Origin of the sequence: Heyndrickxia faecalis (assembly GCF_040267745.1) — a bacterium.
GTDB classification, from domain to species: domain Bacteria; phylum Bacillota; class Bacilli; order Bacillales; family Bacillaceae_C; genus Weizmannia; species Weizmannia faecalis.
In genome coordinates this window covers 2,062,962-2,089,092 of the sequence record NZ_CP158453.1, presented here as the reverse complement: position 1 = coordinate 2,089,092, position 26,131 = coordinate 2,062,962, and the positions used below count along the sequence as shown (strand labels likewise).

Genomic DNA, 26,131 nt, shown 5'->3' with positions numbered 1-26,131 from the left:
CTTATCCGCCGGGGGATAAGTCTCCTGGCCCCTACTACATATTTTGCAGAAAAATCGTTGCGGTTAAATACCGCCTTGCGAGCATTTGAAAATAAGCCGTAAAAACGGAAAGGGTCGCGATGACGATGGTGTTGCGGATGGCTTCTTTTTTCGGGTCGTCCGGCGATATGTATTTCGATATCATCTCTTCCGCTTTTTCAGTAACCATACCTTCCATTGCCGAAATCATATGTTCATGTTTTTCGGCCGGGAACCGCCCGACTTCCCGCATGGAATTCAGCTCCTCGAAAAGCTGGGAATAAGTGGCATACAGCTGTACCGGATTAATCAAATCATCATGCTCATCTTCGGGGTCATTGACGATCAATTGCAACAGCTTACGGATGGAATCGAAATCGAGCGCCGTTTTCAAGTCTTCCACCAGAAACAGTAGCGCCATCTGGTCAATCGAATATTTTTTCCCTTTTTCCGGCGCCACGATCATTTCTTTAATATCGCGCTTTACCCAGTTTTGAATCGCGGTCAGTGTAAAATTTGTATTTTCAATCTGGCTTCCGAGCGCCACGATTTCATTTAACGAAAATCCGAAGTCATCCGTGTTCTTCTTCAGTATTTTTGTAAAGATGGGGGGCATTACAGCAGCTGCAAAGGGGTGATGCGGGTCTTTGCCACCGTTTTTCTTTGCCCATAAGCCTTGTAAAAACGTTGCAGGCGTCATGGGGCCTGCTCCCTTCAGCGCAAGTAGCAGATCTGCCATTTCCCTGCGTGTCATTTGGAATAGTTCCATTAACAGCACCTCCCAAACATTGGCATGCTACTTTTTATCGTAAGATTGATGGATGGAAAAGTCAATGATGATGATAAGACTCTTTGTATCCTTTCATCATCCAGCAATTCGTGATATTATATCTATGGGAAGACCTCTCTATAGATGTTTATTTTACGGTGTACATTTAGATAATAGAGTGTCTTCCCATTTTTTCTCCTCATCTGCCCCTTCGAGAAAAATTTTTACACATACGGCGTGACAAGATTTCTCCGGTGTCCCGGAATGCCAAGGATGCCTTATTCTTTCAGGTGAAACAATCCGCACTTTTAGGAAGAAAATTGCCCCCGCCCTGGTTTGAAAACGTTTAATGTCAGCATTTCAGGGGAAATAAAAACCGGGAATCGCAATCTTTTGTCAAAAAAGCTTGCATTTTGATTGATAAGTTCATATAATAAGTTCATAGGAACCTAGTATAAAAATAGAAAAGGGGAAATGAAGTTGAAGAAATTTTTTGCGCTGCTCCTGGCATTTACGTTTGCCTTTTCAGTTGTCGGGATTCACTTTTCAAACCCGGTTGATGCAAGGGGATACCGTTCTGTAAAACGGTCTTACCAGACGGTGCCAAAGACAACAACACCATCGTCAAAACAACAGTCCCATTACCAGTCGAAAACGAACCAAAATACAAATTCGGTTTCCGGCAATAAAGCCAATACAGCGTCGTCTTCATCGAGAGGCAGCTTTGTAAAGGGGATGCTGCTCGGCGGTCTTGGCGGCATGCTGTTCGGATCGATGTTCGGCCATCTCGGCGGTTTGGGAACGGCTTTGACGGCAATGGTCAATATTTTAATCTTTATTGCGCTGATTCTCATCGTCATCAAATTGTTCCAATCCGTATTCGGCAACAGGAAAAAAGATCGTGAGGCTTATGACAGATGGAAGAATTAAAACTGTCAGAGCAAGATTTGATTAACGCGGTTTGCACGTTTGTGGCAGATCAGCATTATGCTTATCCGGAAAATGTGATGGCGATGCTCACATACGATGATGATACCGGCTACGGCGCAGATGTCGAACTGAACGGTAAAGATCTCGAGCCGCTGACTGAGCCGAAACTGATTCAGGCCATCCGCAAATATTTAGAAGAAGAATACAGCATTGACCCGTTTGCCGTCAGTATCCGACTGGAAATTGAAGATCAAGATGGTATGGTGGCATACGTAGATTAAGAAACAGCCCGGCAAATGCCGGGCTGTTTTACACTATTTTGATACATATTTGTTTCGTCCTGCGCCGGCTCCTGCGGCAAGCATGAGGATGCCACAGATAATCATGACCACAACCGGCATATGCCAGTTATGCGCCCGGTCATACAACCAGCCGATCAAAAATGGGCCGGCTGCCGCCACGAGATAACCAGCAGACTGGCTCATGCCGGACAAATTGGCAGCTTCAGTGGCCGTTTTCGAACGGAGGCCGATAAACGCAAGCGCGAGGCTGATGCTGGCACCCTGGGCGATGCCGATCAAAATGATACAAATCCACATCCACAACATATGCCCGCCGTACAAAAGGCCTGTAAGCCCGCACAAATAAAAAATCGTAATCCCGAAAACAAGGGGAATCTGGTTTTTCATCCGCTCCGCCCAAATCGGCGTCATAAAAGTGGCGGGCAGGCTGACGAACTGCATGATTGACACCATCCAGCCGGCCGCTACGAGGCTTGCCCCATGGCTGACCATAATTTCCGCAAGCCAGGCGATGGTGCTGTAAAATAGAAACGACTGCAGGCCGAGAAAAAGCGTCACCTGCCAGGCGAGCGAAGACAGCCAGACCGATCTTCCGGGCGTTTCCTGATGGGTGGAAAACTTTACTTTGGCGTGCTCACGCAATTGCGGGATCCACACCAAAGCAGCCAGGATAGAGAGGATGCCCCAGACGAGCAGCCCCCATTTCCACCCGAGCCCCAGGCCGTTCACAATCGGGACGCTGACGCCGGAAGCGAGCGCGGCAAATCCGCCCATAACGGTTGTATAAATACTTGTCATCAACCCGAGTTTTGCAGGCACCCGGTGTTTAATGAGGCTTGGCAGCAGCACATTCCCGATGGCAATGCCTGTTCCGATAAAAGCCGTGCCGATATAAAGCATGGCGGCATTCCCGGCCGTACGCGCCAAAATGCCGATAAATAATATGACGATCCCAAGAAGCAATGTCAACTCCTGGCCAATCCGGCTTGCCAGTTTTGGCGCAAGCGGTGAAATCAGTGCGAAGGCAAGAAGCGGGAGCGTTGTAATAAATCCCGCTTGTGCATTTGACATATGAAGGCTGTGGCGGATCGTGCCGATTACGGGCCCGATGGAAGTGATTGCCGGCCTGAGGTTTGCTGCAATACAGATAACGCCTGCCACAAGCAGCCCGGATAATACTTTTTCTTTTTCTTTCTGATCACCCATCTTTTTCTAAACTCCTTTAAAACTTTCCTGATTTAAAAATGGACAGCAACAGCCATAAAAGCATCAATGTTGCGACACCAAATCCGATCTCAATGATCGGGTTTTTCCAGATCACCGTCGATTGGCCGCTGATGGACGTTCCGATCATCAGCCCGACCATCAGGATACTAAAGGCGAGCAGGACGATCGCGAAGGAAAGCCGGTTGCTGATCCTGTCAAGTTTTTCCAAAAATAAATGCAAATCCGGTATGACGACTTCCATCCTGAATTTGCCTTTCCGCATCGTTTTGGAAATATCGCGCAAATTTTTCGGAAGCTCAAGCAAAATTTCCGCCTGGTCCAAAAACGTTTTCCATCCTTTCTGTGCGACCCTGCCCGGCCGCAAACGGTCCCGAAGCAGCCTTTCCCCAAATGGGCGCGCAGCTTCGATCAGGCTGAATTCCGGGTCAAGCGATTCCACGACACCCTCCACCGTAATCAGCGATTTGCCGAGTATCGTCAGATCGGCAGGGAAGCGGATATGGTATTTGAACGCAAGATGGTATAAATCATTGATGGCTTCCCGCAAGCTTAACTGGCTGAGCGGCAGATCATAATATTTTTCGCGGAGAACTTCGACATCTTCCTTCAGCAGATGAAGATCGGTTTCTTCCGGAATTTCCGCAAGCGCATCGACCGACTTCATAATGGCATTCGTATCCGCCCGCATCAGCGCAATGACAAGTGAGGCGCAATGGTACTTGGTCTCTTCCGTAAGCCGGCCGACCATGCCAAAATCCATATAACAAATCACATCGCCGGGCAAAACGACAATGTTTCCCGGATGCGGATCGCCGTGAAAAAATCCCTCCACAAAAATCTGCTGCAGCATCGAATGGATCAGCCGTTCAGAAATGGCTTTTTTTCGGTATCCGGGGACTGTTTCACTGAAAAATTCGCTGATTTTCCTGCCCTTTATGTACTCCATGGTCAGGACTCTTTTTGTGGAAAAGTCCCAGTAAATTTTCGGAATCCGGATGTTTTCATCGCCTTCAAATTGTTTGGCGATCCGTTCCGCATTCCGGCCTTCATGGTAGTAATCTAGCTCGGACAACAGCGCCTGGGAAAATTCTTCGACAATGTCCCGCAATTGGTATGCCCTTGCCCATTCAAAACGGGACTCTAGGGAGAGGGACAGGCTTTCCAATATTTCAAGATCGGTTTCAATGACTGGGCGGATATTCGGGCGCTGGATTTTGATCGCAACCGGCTCTTCCGTATGCAATTTGGCTTTATGCACTTGTCCGATCGATGCGGTTGCGAGCGGCTCCGGATCGAATTCGGCAAAAAGCTCCTCAACGCCCGCTCCAAATTCGTCCCTGATAATCTTTTTTACTTCTTCAAACGGAAACGGCGTGGCCTTATCCTGTAATTTTTCCAGGTCAGCAATAATCGATTCCGGCAAAATATCACGGCGGGAGCTGGCAAGCTGCCCGAGTTTAATAAAGGTCGGGCCCAATTCCTCTAAAAACAGCCGGATCCTTTCCCCGGTGCTGCGGTGGGGGGTGCGGGGAGCCGCTTTTTTCGAGGGAAAAGGAAGTAAATCCGAAAGGCCCCAATCGCTGATTAAATAACCGAGGCCATTTTTAATCAGGGCGCCGGCAATTTCCTGGTATCTTTTTCCGTGCTTCATTTTTCTGGAAAGCAAGCAACCACCCCCGGTTTTGTTTTATGCAAAAAAACAGCCGGCCCCGGGCAAAAGGGCCAACCGGTTTACGGATTCAACCGTTCTTCAAGCTGCTGGATGCGAAGTTCCAGCGCCTTGATTTCATCTTTTGTCGCAACATTCATTTCAGAAAGGATCTCGTTGACCCGGTCTTTCAAGGCCTGATTCAATTCTTGTTTGGATTGTTCCCCTTTTTCCAGCAGTTCATCAATCAATTGTGTCGATTCCGCTTTTGTCAGGTTGCCTTTTTCCACGAGGCGGTTGACTGCTTTTTCCACTTGTTCTTTGCTGAGCACCGCCATGCCAAGGCCGAGTGATAACAATTGGTTCACTTTATCGCGCATTCCAATTCCTTCCTTTCTCCTCTATCTTAATGTAATCATAGCCCAATCCGGCCGGAATCACAAACGGAAAGGTGTGAAAAATGGCCAATGAACGGACTACTTTCCCCAGTGGGAAGCAATAAACGTGTCGCGGCCCGATTTCGCCCGGTCTTCATGATAGGCATTCGGATTTTTCTTATAAAAATCCTGGTGGTAATCTTCGGCGGGATAAAAAGGCTTCGCCGGCAAAATTTCTGTCACAATCGGCTTTTTGAATTTGCCGCTTTCTGCAAGCTGCTTTTTTGAAGCTTCTGCCAGCCGCTTTTGCTCTTCATTATGGTAAAAAATAGCCGTCCGATAGTTGGAGCCGCGATCCTGGAACTGGCCGCCGGCATCGGTCGGATCGATTTGCTGCCAAAAGATTTCGAGCAGTTTTTCGTACGGAAAAACTGCCGGATCATATGTAATTTGGACGGCTTCGTAATGGCCGGTCGTTCCGGTCTTTACTTGTTCATACGAAGGATTGTCGACCGTTCCCCCTGTGTATCCGGAAACAACTTTTTCAATGCCATCCCACTGGTCGAAAGGTTTGACCATGCACCAAAAACAGCCGCCGGCAAAAGTTGCTTTCTGAAATTGTTCTGCCATTTCTTCTCCTCCAAAGGTGTTGCTTTTTCTAAATCGTAACATTTCCTACCCATCACGACAAGAAAGAATGCCCAGTCTGCTGCGAAAAATCGAAAAATTTCGGTTGTATTTGTCCAGCTTTGAATTTTAGAGCATATCATTTTTTCGTTGTCCACTAAAGTGCAAAAAATTTTTAAAAAATGTGTTTAAAATTTGAACATTTTGTGAACATAAGGTAATATAATATACAAAAGGGGAGGGTTGTGAAATGAAGGAATTTAATGGGTACTATTTGGTTGCAACCGCTGAGCTGATCATGAGTGCGATTTTTCTTTCTATTCACTTTATTGTAAGCGCTCACACAACAGACTGGTCTTTGATTTTGTTTTGGGGTTTTCTGCTAGGGGGAATGATTACTTACGGGCTCGGCATGGCATACTTGCTGATGCTTTGCGCGTCAGGGAAAGAATTGCCGCATGAATATCCGGAAAACGATCCGTCATATAGAAAAGCGGGATAATCGTTCGCACAGCATGAACCCTGTATACACGGGGTTTCTTTTTTTGGGGGGAAGTGGGCGCCGATCCATTCGGATTTATGATGGCTGAAAAAATTTAAGCGGCGGGAAATACGGCCTTTTTCATGCAAAAAAACGATGCCGCAAAGGGCACCGTTAGTCTTCTTTTTGAACATTTGCCGCCTGCGGACCGCGTGAACCTTCTTCCACGTCAAACGATACTTTCTGGCCTTCTTCAAGCGTTTTATAGCCTTCACCCTGGATGGCTGAGAAATGGACAAACACGTCGTCTCCGCCTTCCCGTTCAATAAAGCCATAGCCTTTTTCACTGTTAAACCATTTTACTGTACCATGTTCCACGTTTAATGCCTCCTAATTTTTAACCTTTCTTGCTTTTAATATATCCAGAATCCCGGGTTTTAAACGCCATTTCTCACTTGCAGGCAAAATTTGCGGCTTTTTTTGCTGTATCTTTATAAAATGAACTTCAGTTTTTCGTGACAAAATCAATTGCGATCGCGATAGACATTGCTACTGGCAACATTTACAGAAATAGTAATTTAACTTATATGCCCTGAAAATATACGCCGGCCGGTTTTCACCCCCCGTTGGTGCCCGGATCCATCCCAGGCGTGGGCGTCCATTTGGAAAAAGCTTGATACACTTTGCGGCATCAACATTTGATATAATCGGGCAGCCGTTGTACACTTTTAAATAGCCGGATAGTGAAAACTTCATTGCAAAAGGAGCTGTACCCATTCATGATTGTTTCCGGACAAAAGGAACATCAACTCATAGAAGAAACTTTTAAAGATCAAATAGATCATCCCGCTGTGATCAGCAAAAAGCTCGAACAGTCGGGTCAATTTATGGAAGCTGTCCGCAGTCTGGTTGACTTATGCGGCGATGATCCGGACCGCGACGGCTTGCAGGAAACGCCTTACCGGGTGCTGAAGGCCTTTTTGGAATATACAGAAGGGTACCGGGAAGACCCGAAAATGCATTTGGCAAAAACATTTGATGTCGACCACGACCACAAGGAGCTCGTACTTGTAAAAGATATCGAATTTTATTCCATATGTGAGCACCACTTCGCGCCATTTTTCGGCGTCGCTCATGTCGCCTATTTTCCAAATGAAAAAATCACCGGCCTGTCGAAAATTGCGCGCATGGTCGACGGCTACGCCAGGCGTTTTCAAGTTCAGGAACGGCTGACAAAACAAATTGCGGATGCGGTGGAAGAAGTGCTTGAACCGCAGGGCACGATGGTGGTTTTAGAGGCCAAGCATATGTGCATGTGCGGGCGGGGCGTGAAAAAGTCGGATGCGTCCACGACCACGATGTCTTACCGTGGCATTTTTGAAGGGCGGGCGGATTTGCGCGCCGAATTTTTGTCCTTACTCAAATAGAAAAAAGTCCTACGGTGTGATGTCAAGGGTTAAAAACAAGTGAATTGGAAATTTTGTTGGCTCTATGTCGTAAAAATGGCAATACTGAACTAAGCCTCCAGATAATTGGAATAATCTGGAAGTTTTCAAGTTCAGGCTATCGATGATGGTTACCTGGTTACCTCATCGCGTCACCTTCTTTTTCGGCGCATAAATTTGATCGTTGCGGAGCAGCGCATCGATCAGGCGCACCAGTTTTCTTGCCGTTAAGACGAGGGCGCGTTTGTGTGAGTGCTTATGCACCTCACGATATTTCTTTTGGTAAAAGGCGCGGTACTCAGGTTCGTGTCGCCGGACCAGATTGGCAGCCTCAACCAGGTAATACCGGAGATAACGATTGCCTGTACGCGCAAGCATTTTGTCATCAGCCTCAAAATCACCCGATTGGTGGCGGGGCCAGAACAATCCAGCAAATTTTGCGATCGCGGCTTGGTCGTCAAAGCGCTCAATGTCGCCGATTTCAGCGAGAATCCCAGCACAGCTCACCGGGCCTATTCCCGGAATGGTCTGGAGGGTATTCGGGATTCCATCAAGAACGCGGGCAATCGCCTTATCCAAATCCTTGATTTGGCGTTTAAGATGCCGGATGATCTCAATAGAACTGCCCAGGACCAAGTCAATCGAATCCTCCACACATTTAGAAAGCCGGTAAGAGGACCGGGCAGCTTTTTGGATGGATGCGGCCAAATCCTCGGGATCGCTAAAGCGGCCATGGCCTTTGGTCTGGAGATACATCGCTAAGTCCTCCAGAGGCATTTGGGCAATTTCATCGAGGCTATAGGCCTCAAGCAAAAATTCCGTTATGGCATGGCCGAAGACCGGTGTATCCACTTCAAGGTTAAAGGCACTGAATTTGAAAAACAGATGATTCAAAAATACCTGTTGTTCCCGGGTTAAACTTTGAATCAGGTGATAGCGCATCCGTGTTAACCGTTGAAGGGCAAGGTATTGTTCTGACTGAATCACGGATTTCGGCAATCTCCCGAAACGCAAGCGGTCCGCAATTACCCAGGCATCTTTGGGATCGGTCTTGTCCATCTCGGCATAAGCCTTTTTGAAATTTCTCACCAGCTTCGGATTCAGGGTAAACACCTTTGTACGACGCTGTTTCAGCTCGGGATCTTCATGGAAAAACATTGCCGGGTGCCAACTATACACAGATGTGGCCTCCATGGCGATCTGGATGGTGTCATCCGCCTCCGCATGTTGGAGGATGGCGTCTCTTAACTCAGAGGCACCGGGAAGATTGTTTGTCACCGTTTGGGTGGCCAACGTTTCCCCCATTCCATCCATCAGGCAGGCATCGAGGTTTTTGGAGCTCACGTCAATACCGACAAATAAGGGCATATGATTTCCTCCTCTCTGTATTGGGATCGATGGAATCGGACGCTTCGGGATATCCCCAGATGGCTTGCCGATCTGTCAGCCTCGCGTATGAGAACTCATCCGGGCCGTGGGCTGCCTGGAACTGCTCATTTCCAGCACGGAGATCCGGAGGAACGGCCTACGGGTTAGACGTTCAAGCAAGAACCTGGGGATGCAGACTTTTCGAGTAGTCAGGCTACAAGGAGGGGAAGCATTGACCCAAACGATCCTAAGACCATTATCCGGGAACATCGCGAAGCGTCCAAGTCCGAACTTGTATTCCGGGCGAGCCCGGAATACAAAATCTTATATTCACTTGTCAATGAGCAGCAGAATGAACTGGAAATTGACATCCACTTTGGATTTAAACTTATTATACGAGGATGGTGTTTATGCTAGATGCGGACATATTGATCATCGGGGGCGGCCCTGCCGGCATTTCGGCAGCGATCTGGTGCAACCGGCTTGGCATGGACCATCTGCTTGTTGAGGAACACAAGATGCTTGGCGGGCAGCTCAGCCTGATCCATAATCGCATTATTGATTATCCCGGCCTGCAAGCGGAAAACGGGGAGGAAATGCGCCGCTATTTTGTTCGGCATGCCGAGTCGTTGCAATGCCGGTACCGGGTGAATACGCGTGTCGTAAAGATAGATGCCGAAAGAAAAGTTGCGGTGGTGGAAACAGGCGGGCTTAAGACCCAAATCGGTTTTCGCTACTTGATTTATGCCGCCGGTGCCGTGCGTAGAAAACTCGGTGTGCCGGGGGAAAAAGAGATGTTCGCCCGCGGGGAAATTTATTCGGCGACGAAGGACAGCCATTTGTTTAAAGGAAAATCTGCTGCAGTCATCGGCGGCGGCGACCGTGCTTTTGAAGGGGCTTGTTTGCTTGCCGAAGCAGGGGCGCACGTCTATCTTATTCACCGCTCGGAACGTTTCAGGGCCAGGCAGGCATATCTCAGTCGGGCCCAATCTTATAAGAACATCCGGATTTTGCCGAATATGCGTGTGAAAGCCATTATCGGGGAAAACCAAACCGAAGCGGTGGAACTCATCCATTCAAGCGGTGAATCCTGTTTTTTGTCGGTATCCGCGGTTTTCGTCCGGATTGGGATGGAACCAAACAGCGCACTCGTTCAAAATGTTACGGGGACAGATGCGGACGGGTACATTGTTTCGGACGGTTACGGGAAAACCGAATGTGAATGGCTGTATGCAATCGGAGACAACTGCCTTGGTCCGCTTTATTCCAGTATTGCAGGGGCGGCCGGGCAGGGGGCTGCTGCAGCAAAGCATATTGCCTCCCGTTTGGCGGAGGTACCCGCGCGGTAAAATAAACGATCTGCTACCGGCTTTACGGCCCCGCGCACGCCGGCATAAAGCCGGGTAATGCGTCCCGGTGAAAAGATGGAGCGTTTTCGAAAAAAACAACGAAAGTGTACAGAGGCGATAGTTTATAAAACATTTTTCCCCGTGCCTTTTTTGTTTTAATCCCGGCCGCCAGGTTGTGAGGCATCTTCCCCGCCCAACACCCGGCTGAATGCGGCAGAAACTTTTTCATATTCTTCGTTTGAATGGAGAGCGTCAAGATCGCCTTCTTCGTCTGTTTTCAAGAAAAACACATCTAAGTCCCGGCCTGTCTGTTCCTCTAAATCTTCAACAAAAGAAACGGCGGCATATTCTGTTCCTTCTAGCGACAATACGCCGATGATTTCCACTTCTTGCTCACGTCCGTTTTCTGTAATTGTAAACACTTCACCCTGTTCAATATTTGCCATCAGGTCTCCTCCTTCGCTTCTTGTTTGGTATTGTATAAAAAAACGGAAAAAACATGCCGAAAAAATACGCTTATGATCGCAGCCGACTATCGGAAAGGAGTGTTTATATATGGATAAAAAAGACATGGAAGAAAAAATCATTCAGCAATACAAAATGGATGAGAAAATGATGGCACTCATTTTTGCCCAGTGGTGCGTGAACAATGGGCTTGATCCGGAAGAACTTTACAGCAGGGCATATCCGCAACAAGAAAAAAATGGCTTGCTGGAAGAAGCGCTTGCCCTAACGGTACCGAAAGAAGAAGCGGGAGAAATCAGCACCGGGACTGTATTGAATGTATTATCCTTATTTGGCAATGACGATTTGGCTTTCGTTGTGTCGGAAGAAAACGCCAAGTTAAAACGGTGAGTCCAGAAACAAACCTGCGTGGAGACGACCCATAATGGTGTTTTTTCAATTTCGGAAATGACAAAATCACCCCTTGGATGCCCAAGGGGTGATCATTATAAGGAATCGCGTATCGCCTTTTTAAATCCTTCGACAGAGAGCAGGGCAAATACCGAATAAAACAACGTATATAGGCCCATCACGATCAGCATCGGTGTCCACAGTTCGGACCCAAAAAAGAACCAGCCGGATTTTACTGCAAAGTAGCTGTGCGCAAGACCGAGCAAAAGTGGAATGCCAAAATTGTAAAGCTGCTTGATCCGGATCCCTGTTGTTAAATCCTGCATGGTAAAGCCAAGCTTGCGCAAAATGGTGTAGGCCGGTTTTTCCTCTTCGCTTTCTTCCATTTGTTTGAAATACAAAATGCAGCCGGATGTGACCAGAAAAGTGAGTCCAAGAAATCCAACAATAAACATCATCACCCCCATGTTTTCTTTTTGCATTTTGATGATTTCAGGACTGGAGTAGGCAAAGGAATCCGACGGGAAATGCAGACTTTGGAACAGCTGGTTTGCTTTGTCAAGATCTTCATCTTTTTTCAGATTGATGCCGGTAAAGAGATTCGAGTTCAATTGAATTTTCGGGTCCGTATCCTTTTTTAACGCCTGGAATAATACATCATCCGTTACCAGAACGGGCATGCTGCCTGAAAAATAATTGGAAAGAACCTGGTCTTTTCGAAGGGCAACGGTGCGCAGTCTGGCTGTTTTCCGCTTGCCCGTTAAGTCAATCATCCCTTCCGATTTCATCGGCAGAAATCTGGCTAAAGCATCGGAATAGCCGGAAAAAACCGCCTGCCCGGGTTTTACATCCATTCCTTTTACTGCCGCATCGCTTACGACCGCTATCGGTACAGCTTTGGAGTCGAACTTCAGATCTTTTGATTTTTTATCGAACAGGCTGCTTAAATCGGCTGTAACCCGTACGACTTCAATTTCTTCTTTTTCATAGGGGATGTTGTTTTCATTTAAACGTTCTGTAAATTGTTTCGCCTCATTCGTCTTGATAAATGAAAAGTCCGCAGCTGTCATATTATGGGCTGTTTCTTCAGCAGAATAAAAGGTAATGTAGCTTAATGACAATAAGCCGATCGCAAGGGCCGACACGGTTGTGATGATGGTCAGCAGCACTGCGTTTGAACGGATCCGGAACATGATGGCGGATAGTGACATGACATCCCGGATATTCAAATACCCGCCTTTCTTTTTCCGGATGAGGTAAAAAACAAACCGGACAGATGTTTTATAAAAAAGATAGGTCCCGAAAATAACAAGGGCTAAAATGCTAATCATTGCCGTATACAAAGCACGCACTGTTACAAAGTCTCCATTGAACAATTCTGATGAAATATAGTATCCTGCCCCGATGCATACAAATCCGATTATTCCAAGCAGCAATCCCGCTTTGGAGATTCGCCCGGCCCGGTCTTCCGTGGAGGAAACGGTACGGAAAAGGGAAAGGATCGTCTGCCGTTTGATAAAGATGCTGTTGATCAGCAGGATCAGGATGAAAATAATGGTAAAGACAAGGAGCGTCTGCCCGAAAGCCTTCATCGAAAAATAAAGGGAAACCTTTGTTTCCACTTGAATGATCCGGAGCAGCAGCATCATCAGCAGCTTGGATGCCGCAAACCCGAAAAAGATGCCGGCAAAGAGTGAGCCGTAGTAGAGCAAAAAATTCTCCGTCCCTAAAATCCGGAACACTTCTTTTTTCGTCATGCCGACAAGCTGGAAAAGCCCGATTTCCTTGCTCCGCCTTTTCATAAACAAATGGTTGGCATAAAAGAGAAACACCGCCACAATGACGATCAGCAAAACCGACGCCACCTTTAGCGCGGCCAGCCCTTTTACGGAAGATTTTACTTCGGCGAGAGAAGGGGCGTATTGCAGTGTCACAAACGCAAAGTATAATGCAGCACTAAAGGCGAGTGCGAAAATATACAGCGCATAATGTGGAAGGTTCTTTTTAAAATTGCGGTAAATCAAACCGTTAATCGTCATGCTGCACACCTCCCAGCACGGCCTGTGTTTTCAGGATGGCCTGATAGAAATCCTGTCTTGATTCGGTGCCTTTATGCAGTTGCGAATAAATCTGCCCGTCTTTGATGAAAATGACCCTGCCCGAATAGCTGGCTGCGGCCGCATCATGGGTGACCATTAAGATGGTTGCGTTTCTTTTTTCGTTCAGGCGGCTTAATTTATTCAAAAGGTCGGATGCCGACTTTGAATCGAGCGCACCTGTTGGTTCGTCGGCAAAAATAAGACCCGGTTCATGGACAAACGCCCGCGCTGCTGATGTCCGCTGCTTCTGCCCGCCGGATATTTCATTCGGATACTTGTCCTGAATATCGGTAATACCGAGTTCTTCCGCAACCGCATGGAATTTTTCGTTCGCCTCGCGTTTTGAAACTTTTTTCACAGACAGCGGCAGCAATATATTTTCCTTCACCGTTAACGTATCAAGCAAATGGTATTCCTGGAAAATAAAGCCTAAATGCCTTTTCCGGAACTCTGCCAGCTGCTTGTCTTTCATTTTCGTCAACGCCTTGCCTTCGATTTCAATGGAACCGCGGCTGGGCCGGTCAATAGAGGATAAAACATTTAACAATGTCGTTTTTCCGGAACCTGACGGCCCCATAATGCTCGTGAATTCTCCTTTTTCAACATTTAAATCAATCCCTTTTAAAACTTCTTGTTTGTTCCACTTGTTGCCGTACGTTTTATAAACATTTTTTGCTTCAAGGATCATGATTGGCTCCCCCTTTCTGATATGATTTCATTATAGAAAAGCCGGCATGTTTCTTCCTTCGTTTCAGCTAACAATACAGAAAAGCATATGACAGTTTTGTCACATGCCTGTAATTTGCTGCAAGCTATTTCTTTCCGGGAAGATGAGCGTAAAGGTCGAACCGGCGCCGGGAACCGACTGGACAGTAAGCAGGATATTTAATTTTTCTGCCGCCCTTTTGGCAAGATACAGGCCGAGGCCGGTTGCCCCCCTGTTTTGGCTGCGGTCAGAAGAGGTGAAGCCCTTTTCAAAAATGCGCGGCAAATCTTTCGGGTCAATGCCGCGCCCCTTGTCTGCCACCGATAATTGGAAGCGGCCGTCTGCTATTTTTCCGGAAATGGAGATGTCTGTCCCGCAACTGTACTGGACCGCATTTACCAGCAATTGCCGGAGGATAAACGACAGCCATTTTGCATCTGTAACCATTGCCGGAACCCCCGGTGAGACGTCAAAACCGATGCCTTTTTGAATGCACCATGGCTGAATCGCTTTGATTTCCTGGAAGATCAGGCGTTTCAGGTCAACATTTTCCATATAAACGTCATTTTCCATATTGCCGATCCGTTTTTCATGAAGCTGTTTGTCAAGCAGGTGGTGGATGCGCAGCCATTCATAATTGAGCGACACTTTTGCTTCTTCATCTTGAAGCCGGTCAATGATGAGCTGCATGGCGGTCATCGGCGTTTTGACCTCATGTACCCATGCTGTTAATTCATCTTGTTCTTCTTGCACCGCGGACGCGTTCCGGTCGGTTTCCGCCCGTAGATGTTCCGCCTGCGCTTGTACGGCCTGATGCACGATCTGTTCAAAAGGGGTTCTGGGGCGGGTGATCTCGCTCGTATCAAGATCCCCATCCCATTCTGAAAGGCTTTGATAAAATTTCACTTCTTTCCGGGCGCGGAAGAAAAGGAAAAGAAGAAAAGCAATCGTTTCTAAAAAAACGATATAAAGAACGGATGAAAGCGCGATTTGCGGATCAAGCCATGCAATGAAAAGCAGCATCAGCTGGCAGGCGGCAAAAAATATTACCCAGCTTTTTCGTTCAACAAGAAATATCCGGATCATAGGCCGGCATCCTTTTCAAGCGCCATATAGCCTTGGCCCACTTTTGTTTCGATACAGTCACCGAGCCCGATCGTGGAAAGTTTTTTCCGCAGGCGGTTGACGTTCACGGTCAATGTATTATCGCTCACAAACCTTTCATCGTTCCATAAACATTCGATCAGATGCGTGCGGCTCACAATCCGGTTTTTCATGTCCACCAATATTTTTAAAATAAACATTTCGTTTTTTGACAGTTCAATGCATCCATGTTCATTTTCGACCGTGTTTTTCTGCAAATCGATTGTGGCCCCGCACCATGTTTTTAAAACCGTCTGCTCGCTCGTGTAGGCATATACCCGACGCAAAATAGCCTGGATTTTGGCGATTAACACGTCGATATGAAAAGGCTTTTGCACATAATCGTCCGCGCCGAGCTGCATCGCCATCACCATATCTGTCGGATGGTCGCGGGAAGAAAGGAAAAGGATTGGGACATGGGAGTGCGCGCGAATTTGTCGGCACCAGTGGAACCCGTCAAATTTCGGTAGCTGGATGTCAATGACTACCAGATCAGGCCGGAATTCCGCAAATTCCTCCATCACCTGTCCAAAATCGCGGATCCCCGCAACTTCAAATGACCACTGCGAAAGTCTTTCTTTCACTTCACGAAACAGCGTCACATCGTCTTCAATGATTAGAATTTTTATCAACCGGACCACTCTTTCTATTTTTGCTACCCTCCATTTTACAAGAAAAGGCGAAAGCAGGCTACATTAACCATCAACGAGAAAGCGCGGCATACTTCCTTTTGCTGCGCTTTTTCCTTATCACTTCTTTTAGAAAGCAAACCAATGCTCTTCCAAATCACAGAAAAAGGAACGCAATGCCCGAAAGCGCTAAAATATATGAATGATAATCCCAGATGCGTGCAATCAGAATGCTTATCGAGAACCCGAAAAGAATAAATTGGTACCTGTAGAAAGGACGTTTTTCGTTGGAGAAACGCGGGAGATGCGTCAATTGGCTGATGGACGCTATGCAGTACAGCTGTTAAAATCAACTTAAATGAAAATTTTGAGGATGTACAAATATAAAAATTTTGGTTTATTTTCCAAGGAAGATGGGTAGATAATATTGCTTTTTAATAGAATGAAAGTAGAAAGGTAATTTTTTTTCGCGGATTTATGTACTGTTTGCAGCGGGCTAAATGCTGGTATTGTTGAGGTGAGAACATGAAGTTTAAAAGAAGCGTAATAATCATGATGATGCTGTTTTTGTTAGGAAGTTGTAGCTTGATGCCGAATAAAGCGGATGAAAAAAAGCAGGCGGAAGCATCAGAGTACATGCCGGTACAAGATTACACGGGGCAAGGTTATTCGTTTGATAATGGAGAAGAGACAGGGAAATTTGCCAATCAGCACCGGAAACAAATCGTTGAAAAGGTTAAGCAATATTTTAGACAAAAATACCATCTGGATATTACTGTCCATCAGATCTACGGGGCAACTGACGCGGCAGTTGTTTTTGTTGAATCCAAAAAAGATCCGAAATTTCACACCTCTGTCATCGTTGGAATTGATTTGGAAAACAAAAAGATTGGCAATGTAGGCGCCTATGAGGGCTCGGTTGAAGGGGCAATTACATCAGGTTTGTACGTCATGGCATATGAAAAGGAATTTCAAAGACTGGATGATTTTTGTACGGCGATTACGAAAGAATACCCGGTTATTGGCAGGACAAAGGAAGCTGTGGATCATACAGTTGATTCCGGTTATGCTACGCCATATTATTATTTAAATACGACGCATTTAGAGTTTTTAAAGGCTTACAAATCTTTTCTAAATAACCCAAAAACCACTGGTCAGAATCTAAAAAAGCAGATAGAAGATCAAAAATTCGTTCCTGACAATATGATAATAGAATTAACATTTTATATGCGAAAAAAACATGAGCACCCTGATAAAACGCTTGTAAATAAGATAAAAGATGAATTGAAAAAACAAAAAGATTTTCCGCCGGGTGAATATTCAATATCCGTAAATAGTAATGATATTTTAATGCGGACTGGAACCGAAAAGGATTATGAAGATTCAGATACAAAAAACAATGATGTGATTATTGAACCAAATGGGGAAGTGGCGAAATGAAAAAACGTATTTCTGATCAGGATTTGATTAAATTGAGCGGATTCCATATATGTGACCATCCTCAAAAGATAAATAAATTTCGTTCGTATATCTATTGTTAAACAAACTAACTATAATCATTCATCTTCCGGTCCTGATGCAATGGTAGTCGGATACAACGCCAGGCATTTTAGATCAGTTTTTCTAAAAAGGAAAATTACTTTTGTTTGGAGTGTAAATAATGACTTTTAAAAGAAGCGGAATGGTCGTGATGCTGCTGTTTTTATTAGGGGGGTGTAGCTTAATGCCGCATAAAGGGGATGAAAAAAAGCGGGCGGAAGCATCAGAGTACATGCCGGTACAGGATTACACGGGGCAAGGTTATTCGTTTGATAACGGAGAAGAGACAGGGAAATTTGCGAATCAGCACCGGAAACAAATCGTTCAAAGGGTCAAGCAATATTTTATCCAAAAATACCATCTGGATATCACCGTCCATCATATATACGGCGCAACTGACGCGGCAGTTGTATTTGTTGAATCCAAAAAAGATCCGAAATTTCATACCTCTGTCATCGTTGGAATTGATTTGGAAAACAAAAAGATTGGCGATGTGGGCGCCTATGAGGGCTCTGTTGAAGGGGCAATTACAACAGGTTTGTATGTCATGGCATATGAAAAGGAATTTCAAAAGCTGGATGCATTTTGTACGGCGATTGCGAGAGAATACCCGGTTATTGGTAGGACCAAAGAAGCTGTGGATCATACTGCCAGCACTGGTTTCACCACCCCATATTACTACACAAGTACGTCGGATTTAATATTTCCAGAAGCCTATCATGCCTTTCTGCTATACATTTAATAAAGCAAACACCATTCGATAAGGAGGGAATGATGATTACGCTCACATTTTTTATGGAGAAAAAACATAGTCTCCCAGATAAATCAATAGCCAAAGAAGTGATTAATAAATTAAAAAAATCAAATGGGTTACCACCGGGGAATTATGGTGTTTATATCAAAAGTAACGAAATATTAAAAAGAACAGGAACGGCGAAAAAGCAGGAAGGTACGACATCAGGGATAGATGATATCATCTTGGAACCTAGTAAATGAGGTGTGGTTAATGAGCATTTTAAAACAAAATGATAATACTTCTGATCGAGATCTTATTAAATTGTGTGGTTTTAATGTTTATCAACAGTCTAAAAATAAGGGAACACGCTGCCAATGTCAAACGATCCTTTTCTCACGTCCTTTATTGACGGAACCTGTCGGCGCGATACGCTTTTAAATAAGGACCTGTTATAGCTGAAAAAGATGGAGGGTGCCGATCTTGAATTCAAAACACGCACGATGGATCTGATGGAACCCTTTTTGGATTTTGTTTCAGAATCATATGTTGACATATCGTTATTTTTCGATATAATGATTTGTATGGAACTCATTGAAGTCTTTAAAGCCTTATCCAATGAATCAAGATTGCAAATTTTACAATGGCTGAAAGAACCGGATCGTCATTTTACGCCCCACGAAGGGATTGATATGAATACTACAGGGGTATGTGTTAGTCAAATAACAGATAAATTGAAAATGACGCAATCCACAGCATCTCAATACCTTTCCATACTGCAACGAGCTGGGTTAATTACGGCAGAACGTATTGGTAAATATACTTACTACAAAAGAGATGAAGAAGCCATAAAAAAAATTGCCACTCTCTTTGAAAAGAATATTTAAGAAATGAAACTGAATCCTAATTATGAATTCAGTTTCATTTCACTAAACAAATCGACATATCACGATATGTGTTTTTGTCGATACAAAACGTTCAACCCTGATATATTTTGATGATGAAGGAGTGATTTATTTTGTCAAACACTGGTAAGGTCTACATCTTAGCGATCGTAAGTTTTTTAGTTGGAACTTCACAGTATATCATTTCCGGAATTTTGGATAATATTTCAGAATCATTAGGCATTACTCTTGCAGCAGCTGGTCAGTTAATAACCATTTTTTCGCTCGTATATGCTATTTTCACACCCGTATTAATGGCTATCACCTCCAGAATGGATAAACGTAAGTTAATGATATATTCACTTGGTCTATTTGTTATTGGAAATATTCTTGCATTCGTCCTTCCTGGTTATGGATTCTTTATTGTCTCAAGGATTATTATGGCCCTCGGTGCAGGGATGGTTGTAGTGACAGCCTTAACGATTGCGGAGAAAATTGCTCCAAAAGGTAAGAAAGCTAGCGCCATTGCCACTGTCATTATGGGATTGACAGCATCATTAATCATTGGCGTTCCACTTGGAAGAATGACGAGTGAGATACTGGGTTGGAAGGCTGTTTTTGGAGGGATTGCCTTACTTGGATTAGTTGCAATGGTTATTATTTCGCTTACCATTCCCAAAATTCAGGCGGAAAAATTGACACCTTTAAATCAACAACTCGCTTTATTAAAAAAACCAAAAGTGGTACTCGGATTAGCCATCACTTTTTTCTGGCTTGGCGGATATTCCATTGCTTATACCTACTTATCCCCTTACCTGTTAAATATTTCAGGTGTAAGTGACAAATTGCTTAGTAGCGTTCTCCTTATATTTGGTATTGCCAGTCTAGTTGGATCAAAGTTTGGCGGATTTAGTACCGATCGGTGGGGTGTGCGTTTCACACTCATTGGTGGCATGATGTTACATATCACCATGCTCGTTCTGTTATCAATCGTTGCCCACTCTTACGTGGGCGTGTTGGTCATATTAATATTATGGTCATTTGCAGCATGGTCTACTGGCCCGACTCAACAATATCACCTAGCTACAATAGAGCCGGAGTCGTCTAGTTTATTGCTAGGTCTCAATCAGTCAATGATGCAGTTGGCCATGGCGGCAGGTGCAGGAATTGGGGGTATCTTTGTAGAGAGAGTTTCCCTCACTTCCATTACCTGGCTAGGCGCTTTAGGCGTTACAATCGCAATTGGATTAACAATATTGACTTCACGTTCTCCTTCTAAAAAGACCTCAGTCGACTGCAACGTCGTGAAGTCGCAATAAATTGTTAGAATCGTATCTTGTTGTCAAATTAGTGGATTTAGATTTCAAAGTAAGGATGAAGGAATTCATAACGAATATTAAGTAAGAATTTCTGCTCATGCTCAGATTGTAGACAAATAGGGGTTCAGAACTTGTCCCTAAGTTCTGAACCCCATTATGATGCTCATCTTCAAACTCGTAAATAGAATATAAAAAATATACTAAAATAACAAATTTTAGGTTTTGTTCGCTCATCCAAGTGTATTGCCCCTTATAAATGGGTACAAGAAATTATCCGGCAAGCATAATCACGTAACGATGACGGAGGGATAATGTATGAGTGAACAAATCCGAAATGGTCAAAAACCGGCAAAGGGGATTGCCCCAAATGTGGAACCCGATGCCTTATACAATGATAAAAGAAAAGTTTTCCTCTTTGGTTCCCCAAGCTACACAAATATCGGGGACCAGGCCATTGCCTATGCAGAGGAAAAATTTATCCGTAACCATTTTCCTTATTACGAATACATCGAAATAATGGATTATGCGACGGATGAGGGAATTGATTTTGTGAAAAAGATCATTGGGAAAGAGGACATCGTCTGCTTTACGGGCGGCGGTAATCTCGGCAGTCTCTACCTGGACATTGAAGAAGACCGTCGAAAAGTAATCTCGGCTTTTAAAGATTATAAAACCATCTCTATGCCGCAATCCGTTTATTTTGAACCTACCGAAAAAGGACAGCGGGAGAAAAGGAAATCGCAGGAAGCCTATGGCAGTAATCCAAATCTCACCATATGTGTCCGCGAATCACAAAGCCTGGAATTCGTCAAGGAGACCTTCAACGCAAATGTATTGTACACCCCGGATATGGTTCTGTCGTTAAAAATTGAACCGCAGGATCTAAAAAGGGATGGCGTGCTTTTTGTATTAAGGGCGGATAAAGAAAAAGTGACAGATGAAAATTTTGTCTCCGAACTCATGGAAAGAGCTGCGAACATCGGGCCTGTTGACCGCACGGATACCGTTTTATCGGAAGTGGACACGATCGATTATGCGGACAGGGAAACCTATTTTATGAAAATGCTGCACCGGATCGGCTCGCGCAAACTTGTCATTACCGACCGATTGCACGCGATGATTTTTTCGATTATCACCAATACGCCGTGCCTCGTATTCGGCAACAGCTACGGAAAAGCAAAACATTCCTATACCGACTGGCTTTCCGGGTTGAATTTTATCCAGTATACGGACAAGCAGGATCCGGATGAACTGGAACCGTTGATCGCCCGCCTGCTTCAGACGGAACCGAATGAAATAGATTTGTCGGAAGATTTCCAGGTACTGCGGGATTATTTTAAATCTTAAAATGGTGCACGCCTATCCGATGTCGGCCGTATTAAACCCACTTTTATGTTCAGCTTGTATCCGCCGGGCTTTTTTAACAAGGCGTGCATGTTTACCACTTGCCTGCAAATAGTAAAACAAGGGCGCAAAATTAGGCGGGGCAGCCTGACGCGCGGTCCCGGCTGAACGTGAATCAACAACAAAGGAGAATGCACATGAAGAAAAAAGATCGATTTTTGGAAGGCGCGAAAGTCACGAAAGACAATCAAATATTCGGGACACCGAACAGCAAAGCAAAAGATGGAACTGGAAACTCACCGAACGATGATGTAAGAGAAAGAAACAACCGGTAGCGGGCCCGATGCACTGTTTAAAAAGACTGCTCCTCTTTGGGGACAGTCTTTTTTAAAAACAAATAAAAAAAGGAATGTTTAAATTATTCTATGATAATAAAATACTTGTTCCTTGTATATAAACAATTGTATTTCGGGTAAAAACATATTACAATGAAAAAGTAATTTGTTATAAAGACTGACAATGCTATTTTTCTATTTTTTAAGCATGTTTGAAAAAAACAGCGGGAGTGAATGGCGTGGAAGAAAGAGCGTTAAACAGAGGCTTGCATGCGCGGCATATTCAAATGATTGCGATTGGCGGTACAATCGGTGTCGGGTTGTTTATGGGGTCTGCCAGCACCATTAAGTGGACAGGGCCGTCCGTGTTGCTGGCGTATGCGATTGCCGGGATTTTTATCTTTTTTATTATGCGTGCAATGGGAGAAATGCTCTACGTTGAGCCAAGCACGGGCTCCTTTGCCACATTCGGCCATCAGTACATTCATCCGCTCGCAGGTTTTCTCACAGCCTGGAGCAACTGGTTCCAGTGGGTGATTGTCGGTATGTCGGAAATCATTGCCGTTGGATCTTACATGCAATTTTGGTTTCCGCACTTGCCGGCATGGATTCCGGGGCTTGTAGCCATGGTGATCCTCGGAACGGCCAACCTCGTATCTGTAAAATCGTTTGGCGAGTTTGAGTTCTGGTTTGCGATGATTAAAGTGGTAACGATTATTTTTATGATTATAGCCGGGCTTGCCATCATTTTATTCGGGATCGGCAACGGGGGGCATGCCGTCGGGTTTTCCAATCTGTGGGAGCATGGCGGTTTCTTTACCGGCGGGCTGAAAGGTTTCTTCTTTGCCTTATCTTTGGTCGTAGCAGCCTACCAGGGTGTTGAACTGATCGGCATTACGGCAGGCGAAGCAAAAAACCCCAGCCATACATTGAAAAATGCGATCCAAAATATCATTTGGCGCATATTGATCTTCTATATTGGCGCCATTTTCGTCATTGTTACGCTTTATCCGTGGAATGAACTTGATTCCATCGGCAGCCCGTTTGTGGCGACTTTTGCAAAAATCGGCATTACGGCCGCAGCCGGCATCATTAATTTTGTTGTCGTTACCGCCGCATTATCCGGTTGCAACAGCGGTATCTACAGTGCCGGCCGGATGCTGTATACGCTCGGCGTGAACGGCCAGGCACCGAAAATTTTCACGAAAGTATCAAGCAATGGCGTTCCACTTTTAGGTACAATCGGTGTTCTTGTCGGCCTTGTGATTGGTGTAGTGTTAAGCTATATCGCACCGAAAAATCTGTTCGTATATGTATACAGTGCAAGCGTCCTGCCGGGGATGGTGCCATGGTTTGTCATTTTAATCAGTCAGATCCGGTTTAGAAAGATGAAAAAGGCTGAAATGAAAAACCATCCGTTTAAAATGCCGTTTGCACCGGTTTCCAACTATGTAACCATTGCATTTTTAATCGCTGTCCTGATCGGCATGTGGTTTAATGATGAAACAAGGATGTCACTTGTTGCGGGCATTGTCTTTCTTGGCCTTGTCACGGTCTGTTACTTTGTTTTCGGCATTGGCCGTGCAAGTTCAAAAAATGCGAAAGTGCAAGCATCCAAAGGGAAAAAGATACTGGATCACCCCCAATCATGAACAAAAATAGCGTGCGAATGGAGCACGCTATTTTTGTTCATTTACGATGGCCCCGGCTTTCTTCTTCAACCGTTCAAGCACATGATCCAGTTCGTCCGGCTGCAGAAATTCAACGGGGGAAAACCCTTTTTCAAAGAGGATGGATTCAGACTCGACGATCGTGACATACCGGTCTCCGATTTTGGCGAGATGGACCGTTTCGCCAAAATCGGAAAGGAGGGCATTCACCGAAATATGGTCCAGTTTCATTCGCAAATCGGCCTCCGGGGCAGTTTCGACAATCTGGGCCGCGGCTTCGATAACCTGTTCCGCCGGCAATCGTTCCTGTAACGTCCGCTTGGGGCTTGCTTCCCAAATCTCAAGTTCTTTTTCGAATTGCTCGTATTCGATGCTGTCTTCATGCAGCACTTCCTGAAAATGTTCTTCCACCATCGTCTTCACTTGCGCTTTCATGATTTCCGGCATCGATTCGCCGTATTCCACATACTTTAAAAATTCTTCGAAATAACGGGCGTGAGATGCCTGGTGAATTTTCAGCTCTGATTCTTCAATCATGCCTTCTTCCGGCATATGCGGATACTGGATGGATTTCATGCCTTTTGTGGTAATCGCCATTTCCACTTTTTTCAACAATGTGGATTCATCGGCAATCGTGGCGACTTTCGGTTCGAAATCGCATTTCAACAAAAAAACAAACGGTTCATCGAAGTATTTCCGCATCGTTGCATTTGCGATCAGAAACGCGCCGTCCCTGACAGCATTGGTGTCCAGATAGGCGGCGAGAAAGGCTTCGCTTGCTTTTTGAAACTCACCAATCGTGCCGGCCATACGCGCACGGTTAAACAAATTGAAGTTCGGGTTGGAGTCAAGGCCGTAGCCCGGTTCCACAATAAAGCGGCCGATTTTCGTCGGTACTTGTTCGGACTTCGGATGCTTATCCACTTTCCTTTTTACGATTTTTTCAAGTTCGCCATCGAGAAAGTCTTTTACGTTACTTATCTCATAATTTTCGCGATCTAAAGTTTGAAAGTGCCTGAACTGTTTTCTCGTTTGTTCGCCTTCCCCGTCTGTCTGGATGACATAGAAGGAAAGGAAATTGATGTTAAAATCCAATCGTTTCACCCGGTTTCTCTTTTTTCACTGAGCACTATTTTACTTGAAAAAACGGGTTTCCACAATGTGCTTGCTGGACGCGGATGATTTGCGGGATTAAAATGGATAGGAAAACGGATTTTTGAAAAAAGAGGTGGAGATTTGCAAACCTTTTTACATATTCTGCTTTTAAGTACGGTTGAACTTTTCAACCTGCTTGGAACGATCATTGTGGTCGGGTTTGTGCTCGGTTTTTTGGAAAAGCGGGCAACGGCCTTCATTTACCACGTTTTCGGGTGGAAGGGGATTGCGGTGACGGCATGGCTCGGTACGCCGGTCCATGAATTTAGCCATGCCTTGATGTGCGGCATTTTTAGGCATGAAATTGTCGAGATCAAATGGCTCCAGCTGAAAAGCGGTGATGGCACGCTTGGGTATGTAAGCCACCAATACAACCCGGACAGCGTTTACCAAAAAATCGGAAATTTTTTCATTGGAACTGCCCCGGTGTATATCGGCATTTTGATTTTGTCGCTAGGCATGTATGTGCTATTGCCGGATACATACCGGCCGTTCATGCAGGCAATCAGGGCAGGTCTTCATCCGTATTCCGGCCTCGAAAGTTTCTTTGCATTTTTTGGCCATTCCATCGGCGCACTCGCTAGTCATCTTTTTTCAATCGAAAACTTAATGAACCCCCGTTTTTGGATTTTTGCTATTGCCGGCATTTGCATTTCCGCGCATATTTCGTTGAGCACCGCGGATTTAAAAGGGGCATGGAACGGCTGCCTGTCAATTTTTGGTTTTCTTGTTTTCCTGAATGTGGCCGGTTTTCTCTTCGGATTCCGGACAAACGGCCTGATTGCGCGCATCTCGGCTTATAATTTATATATTTTAGCGTTTTCGGGCATTGCGTTCCTGTTTTCTCTTGTTTGGATGAGCATTGGGTTGCTTTCTGTATGGGCAAAAAAGATCCGATAACGAAAAAGCGTGGCATGCTTCCTTTTGCCGCGCTTTTTCCGTTACCCCTCGTGCACACGCAGTTTTCTTCTTGAAGGTTGTAAAAGGAACATCGATGCCTCGAATCATCTCTTTTTTGATAGGCTTCATTTTCGTAGTTGAATGACGCTTAAATGCCCGAAGTAATTGCAACCAAAAGAAAGCTGTTAATCAAAATACTCAACACAATGAGGATGATGGTTAGAATCGGAACAAATTTCAAGTGTTTCGATGATTTGGATTTAGCCAGTTTTATATATC

The 26,131-nt window shown here is 45.1% G+C and carries 28 protein-coding genes; 15 read left to right on the top strand and 13 right to left on the bottom strand.

Translation table 11 applies throughout. The annotated features are described in order from the left end of the window. Positions 1-34: 34 nt before the first annotated feature. Positions 35-787, bottom strand: coding sequence for a DUF1836 domain-containing protein (locus tag ABR335_RS10190; RefSeq protein WP_014098400.1), 753 nt, complete (start codon positions 785-787; stop codon positions 35-37). A gap of 480 nt (positions 788-1,267) precedes the next feature. Here ABR335_RS10190 and ABR335_RS10185 point away from each other — a divergent pair, with 480 nt between their 5' ends. Continuing rightward, positions 1,268-1,717 carry a hypothetical protein gene (locus ABR335_RS10185; protein WP_014098399.1) on the top strand — a complete coding sequence of 150 codons (450 nt, stop codon included), beginning with the start codon at positions 1,268-1,270 and terminating at the stop codon, positions 1,715-1,717. Next, a complete protein-coding gene (locus tag ABR335_RS10180) occupies positions 1,705-1,998 on the top strand; it encodes a YxcD family protein (protein WP_014098398.1) in 294 nt (97 codons plus the stop codon). The genes ABR335_RS10185 and ABR335_RS10180 overlap by 13 nt, the downstream gene beginning before the upstream one ends. Before the next feature lie 33 nt (positions 1,999-2,031). Here ABR335_RS10180 and ABR335_RS10175 read toward each other — a convergent pair whose 3' ends face one another. The 4 genes from ABR335_RS10175 to msrA form a co-directional block, all read right to left on the bottom strand. Continuing rightward, on the bottom strand, positions 2,032-3,225 hold the full coding sequence (locus tag ABR335_RS10175; RefSeq protein ID WP_014098397.1) for a CynX/NimT family MFS transporter: 1,194 nt from the start codon (positions 3,223-3,225) through the stop codon (positions 2,032-2,034). A 16-nt stretch (positions 3,226-3,241) separates the two neighbouring features. After that, on the bottom strand, positions 3,242-4,912 hold the full coding sequence (locus ABR335_RS10170; protein ID WP_014098396.1) for an ABC1 kinase family protein: 1,671 nt from the start codon (positions 4,910-4,912) through the stop codon (positions 3,242-3,244). Positions 4,913-4,977: 65 nt separating this feature from the next. After that, positions 4,978-5,274 (bottom strand): phasin family protein, encoded by a 297-nt coding sequence (locus tag ABR335_RS10165; protein ID WP_014098395.1) that lies wholly within the window; start codon positions 5,272-5,274, stop codon positions 4,978-4,980. A 96-nt stretch (positions 5,275-5,370) separates the two neighbouring features. Further along, positions 5,371-5,901, bottom strand: coding sequence for a peptide-methionine (S)-S-oxide reductase MsrA (gene msrA, locus ABR335_RS10160; protein ID WP_017550823.1), 531 nt, complete (start codon positions 5,899-5,901; stop codon positions 5,371-5,373). Positions 5,902-6,148: 247 nt separating this feature from the next. Here msrA and ABR335_RS10155 point away from each other — a divergent pair, with 247 nt between their 5' ends. Then, on the top strand, positions 6,149-6,400 hold the full coding sequence (locus ABR335_RS10155) for a hypothetical protein (RefSeq protein ID WP_046721160.1): 252 nt from the start codon (positions 6,149-6,151) through the stop codon (positions 6,398-6,400). A 153-nt stretch (positions 6,401-6,553) separates the two neighbouring features. On the opposite strand, the gene ABR335_RS10150 is transcribed toward ABR335_RS10155, so the two are convergent. Continuing rightward, the gene (locus tag ABR335_RS10150) at positions 6,554-6,757 is read right to left on the bottom strand and encodes a cold-shock protein (RefSeq protein ID WP_013859272.1); all 204 of its coding nucleotides are present in this window, start codon (positions 6,755-6,757) and stop codon (positions 6,554-6,556) included. Between the two features lie 401 nt (positions 6,758-7,158). Here ABR335_RS10150 and folE point away from each other — a divergent pair, with 401 nt between their 5' ends. After that, the gene (folE, locus tag ABR335_RS10145) at positions 7,159-7,806 is read left to right on the top strand and encodes a GTP cyclohydrolase I FolE (protein WP_046721159.1); all 648 of its coding nucleotides are present in this window, start codon (positions 7,159-7,161) and stop codon (positions 7,804-7,806) included. Between the two features lie 162 nt (positions 7,807-7,968). Here the strand turns inward: folE and ABR335_RS10140 are convergent, their stop codons facing one another. Further along, positions 7,969-9,192, bottom strand: a complete 1,224-nt coding sequence (locus ABR335_RS10140) for an IS110 family transposase (protein ID WP_013858393.1) — start codon at positions 9,190-9,192, stop codon at positions 7,969-7,971. Positions 9,193-9,602: 410 nt separating this feature from the next. Between ABR335_RS10140 and ABR335_RS10135 the strand changes: the two genes are divergently transcribed. Continuing rightward, positions 9,603-10,541 carry an NAD(P)/FAD-dependent oxidoreductase gene (locus tag ABR335_RS10135; RefSeq protein WP_046721158.1) on the top strand — a complete coding sequence of 313 codons (939 nt, stop codon included), beginning with the start codon at positions 9,603-9,605 and terminating at the stop codon, positions 10,539-10,541. 155 nt (positions 10,542-10,696) lie between these two features. Here the strand turns inward: ABR335_RS10135 and ABR335_RS10130 are convergent, their stop codons facing one another. Further along, entirely contained in the window at positions 10,697-10,987 is a 291-nt protein-coding gene (locus ABR335_RS10130; protein WP_046721157.1) for a DUF1292 domain-containing protein, read from the bottom strand. Between the two features lie 109 nt (positions 10,988-11,096). Between ABR335_RS10130 and ABR335_RS10125 the strand changes: the two genes are divergently transcribed. Next, positions 11,097-11,396 (top strand): hypothetical protein, encoded by a 300-nt coding sequence (locus ABR335_RS10125; RefSeq protein WP_014098389.1) that lies wholly within the window; start codon positions 11,097-11,099, stop codon positions 11,394-11,396. A gap of 95 nt (positions 11,397-11,491) precedes the next feature. Here ABR335_RS10125 and ABR335_RS10120 read toward each other — a convergent pair whose 3' ends face one another. The 4 genes from ABR335_RS10120 to ABR335_RS10105 form a co-directional block, all read right to left on the bottom strand. After that, positions 11,492-13,435, bottom strand: coding sequence for an ABC transporter permease (locus ABR335_RS10120; protein WP_071451896.1), 1,944 nt, complete (start codon positions 13,433-13,435; stop codon positions 11,492-11,494). Then, positions 13,425-14,186: an ABC transporter ATP-binding protein gene (locus ABR335_RS10115; RefSeq protein ID WP_046721155.1), complete on the bottom strand. Its 762-nt coding sequence runs from the start codon at positions 14,184-14,186 to the stop codon at positions 13,425-13,427. Before ABR335_RS10115 ends, ABR335_RS10120 begins: the two co-directional genes overlap by 11 nt. A gap of 96 nt (positions 14,187-14,282) precedes the next feature. Next, positions 14,283-15,287 (bottom strand): sensor histidine kinase, encoded by a 1,005-nt coding sequence (locus ABR335_RS10110; protein ID WP_014098386.1) that lies wholly within the window; start codon positions 15,285-15,287, stop codon positions 14,283-14,285. Continuing rightward, complete coding sequence (locus tag ABR335_RS10105; protein WP_350346159.1) at positions 15,284-15,976, bottom strand: response regulator transcription factor; 693 nt, start codon at positions 15,974-15,976, stop codon at positions 15,284-15,286. The genes ABR335_RS10110 and ABR335_RS10105 overlap by 4 nt, the downstream gene beginning before the upstream one ends. A gap of 522 nt (positions 15,977-16,498) precedes the next feature. Here ABR335_RS10105 and ABR335_RS10100 point away from each other — a divergent pair. From ABR335_RS10100 to ABR335_RS10065, 8 genes are all read left to right on the top strand, one after another. Continuing rightward, a complete protein-coding gene (locus ABR335_RS10100; protein WP_014098384.1) occupies positions 16,499-17,413 on the top strand; it encodes a DUF1672 domain-containing protein in 915 nt (304 codons plus the stop codon). Between the two features lie 220 nt (positions 17,414-17,633). Next, positions 17,634-18,254 carry a DUF1672 family protein gene (locus tag ABR335_RS10095; RefSeq protein ID WP_014098383.1) on the top strand — a complete coding sequence of 207 codons (621 nt, stop codon included), beginning with the start codon at positions 17,634-17,636 and terminating at the stop codon, positions 18,252-18,254. Positions 18,255-18,283: 29 nt separating this feature from the next. Next, complete coding sequence (locus ABR335_RS10090; RefSeq protein WP_148261661.1) at positions 18,284-18,508, top strand: hypothetical protein; 225 nt, start codon at positions 18,284-18,286, stop codon at positions 18,506-18,508. 321 nt (positions 18,509-18,829) lie between these two features. Then, positions 18,830-19,132 carry an ArsR/SmtB family transcription factor gene (locus tag ABR335_RS10085; protein WP_026104548.1) on the top strand — a complete coding sequence of 101 codons (303 nt, stop codon included), beginning with the start codon at positions 18,830-18,832 and terminating at the stop codon, positions 19,130-19,132. A 131-nt stretch (positions 19,133-19,263) separates the two neighbouring features. Further along, positions 19,264-20,448, top strand: coding sequence for an MFS transporter (locus ABR335_RS10080; protein ID WP_326244333.1), 1,185 nt, complete (start codon positions 19,264-19,266; stop codon positions 20,446-20,448). Between the two features lie 315 nt (positions 20,449-20,763). Beyond that, positions 20,764-21,795, top strand: coding sequence for a polysaccharide pyruvyl transferase family protein (locus tag ABR335_RS10075; RefSeq protein WP_350346158.1), 1,032 nt, complete (start codon positions 20,764-20,766; stop codon positions 21,793-21,795). Positions 21,796-21,989: 194 nt separating this feature from the next. Next, a complete protein-coding gene (locus ABR335_RS10070) occupies positions 21,990-22,127 on the top strand; it encodes a hypothetical protein (RefSeq protein ID WP_014098376.1) in 138 nt (45 codons plus the stop codon). 287 nt (positions 22,128-22,414) lie between these two features. After that, positions 22,415-23,779, top strand: a complete 1,365-nt coding sequence (locus ABR335_RS10065) for an amino acid permease (RefSeq protein ID WP_199772173.1) — start codon at positions 22,415-22,417, stop codon at positions 23,777-23,779. A gap of 27 nt (positions 23,780-23,806) precedes the next feature. On the opposite strand, the gene ABR335_RS10060 is transcribed toward ABR335_RS10065, so the two are convergent. Next, positions 23,807-24,892: a DUF3900 domain-containing protein gene (locus ABR335_RS10060; protein WP_026104549.1), complete on the bottom strand. Its 1,086-nt coding sequence runs from the start codon at positions 24,890-24,892 to the stop codon at positions 23,807-23,809. Positions 24,893-25,033: 141 nt separating this feature from the next. On the opposite strand from ABR335_RS10060, the gene ABR335_RS10055 reads away from it, so the two are divergent. Then, entirely contained in the window at positions 25,034-25,852 is an 819-nt protein-coding gene (locus ABR335_RS10055; RefSeq protein ID WP_014098373.1) for a hypothetical protein, read from the top strand. The last annotated feature ends 279 nt before the right edge of the window (positions 25,853-26,131 follow it).

Coding starts and splice junctions, on each gene's coding strand:
- ABR335_RS10095 (WP_014098383.1), top strand. CDS start 17,634: ATGACTTTTAAAAGAAGCGGAATGGTCGTGATGCTGCTGTTTTTATTA.
- ABR335_RS10175 (WP_014098397.1), bottom strand. CDS start 3,225: ATGGGTGATCAGAAAGAAAAAGAAAAAGTATTATCCGGGCTGCTTGTG.
- msrA (WP_017550823.1), bottom strand. CDS start 5,901: ATGGCAGAACAATTTCAGAAAGCAACTTTTGCCGGCGGCTGTTTTTGG.
- ABR335_RS10155 (WP_046721160.1), top strand. CDS start 6,149: ATGAAGGAATTTAATGGGTACTATTTGGTTGCAACCGCTGAGCTGATC.
- ABR335_RS10135 (WP_046721158.1), top strand. CDS start 9,603: ATGCTAGATGCGGACATATTGATCATCGGGGGCGGCCCTGCCGGCATT.
- ABR335_RS10065 (WP_199772173.1), top strand. CDS start 22,415: ATGATTGCGATTGGCGGTACAATCGGTGTCGGGTTGTTTATGGGGTCT.
- ABR335_RS10070 (WP_014098376.1), top strand. CDS start 21,990: ATGAAGAAAAAAGATCGATTTTTGGAAGGCGCGAAAGTCACGAAAGAC.
- ABR335_RS10130 (WP_046721157.1), bottom strand. CDS start 10,987: ATGGCAAATATTGAACAGGGTGAAGTGTTTACAATTACAGAAAACGGA.
- ABR335_RS10075 (WP_350346158.1), top strand. CDS start 20,764: ATGAGTGAACAAATCCGAAATGGTCAAAAACCGGCAAAGGGGATTGCC.
- ABR335_RS10165 (WP_014098395.1), bottom strand. CDS start 5,274: ATGCGCGATAAAGTGAACCAATTGTTATCACTCGGCCTTGGCATGGCG.
- ABR335_RS10100 (WP_014098384.1), top strand. CDS start 16,499: ATGAAGTTTAAAAGAAGCGTAATAATCATGATGATGCTGTTTTTGTTA.
- ABR335_RS10190 (WP_014098400.1), bottom strand. CDS start 787: ATGGAACTATTCCAAATGACACGCAGGGAAATGGCAGATCTGCTACTT.
- ABR335_RS10125 (WP_014098389.1), top strand. CDS start 11,097: ATGGATAAAAAAGACATGGAAGAAAAAATCATTCAGCAATACAAAATG.
- ABR335_RS10085 (WP_026104548.1), top strand. CDS start 18,830: ATGGAACTCATTGAAGTCTTTAAAGCCTTATCCAATGAATCAAGATTG.
- ABR335_RS10090 (WP_148261661.1), top strand. CDS start 18,284: ATGATGATTACGCTCACATTTTTTATGGAGAAAAAACATAGTCTCCCA.
- ABR335_RS10140 (WP_013858393.1), bottom strand. CDS start 9,192: ATGCCCTTATTTGTCGGTATTGACGTGAGCTCCAAAAACCTCGATGCC.
- ABR335_RS10180 (WP_014098398.1), top strand. CDS start 1,705: ATGGAAGAATTAAAACTGTCAGAGCAAGATTTGATTAACGCGGTTTGC.
- folE (WP_046721159.1), top strand. CDS start 7,159: ATGATTGTTTCCGGACAAAAGGAACATCAACTCATAGAAGAAACTTTT.
- ABR335_RS10120 (WP_071451896.1), bottom strand. CDS start 13,435: ATGACGATTAACGGTTTGATTTACCGCAATTTTAAAAAGAACCTTCCA.
- ABR335_RS10110 (WP_014098386.1), bottom strand. CDS start 15,287: ATGATCCGGATATTTCTTGTTGAACGAAAAAGCTGGGTAATATTTTTT.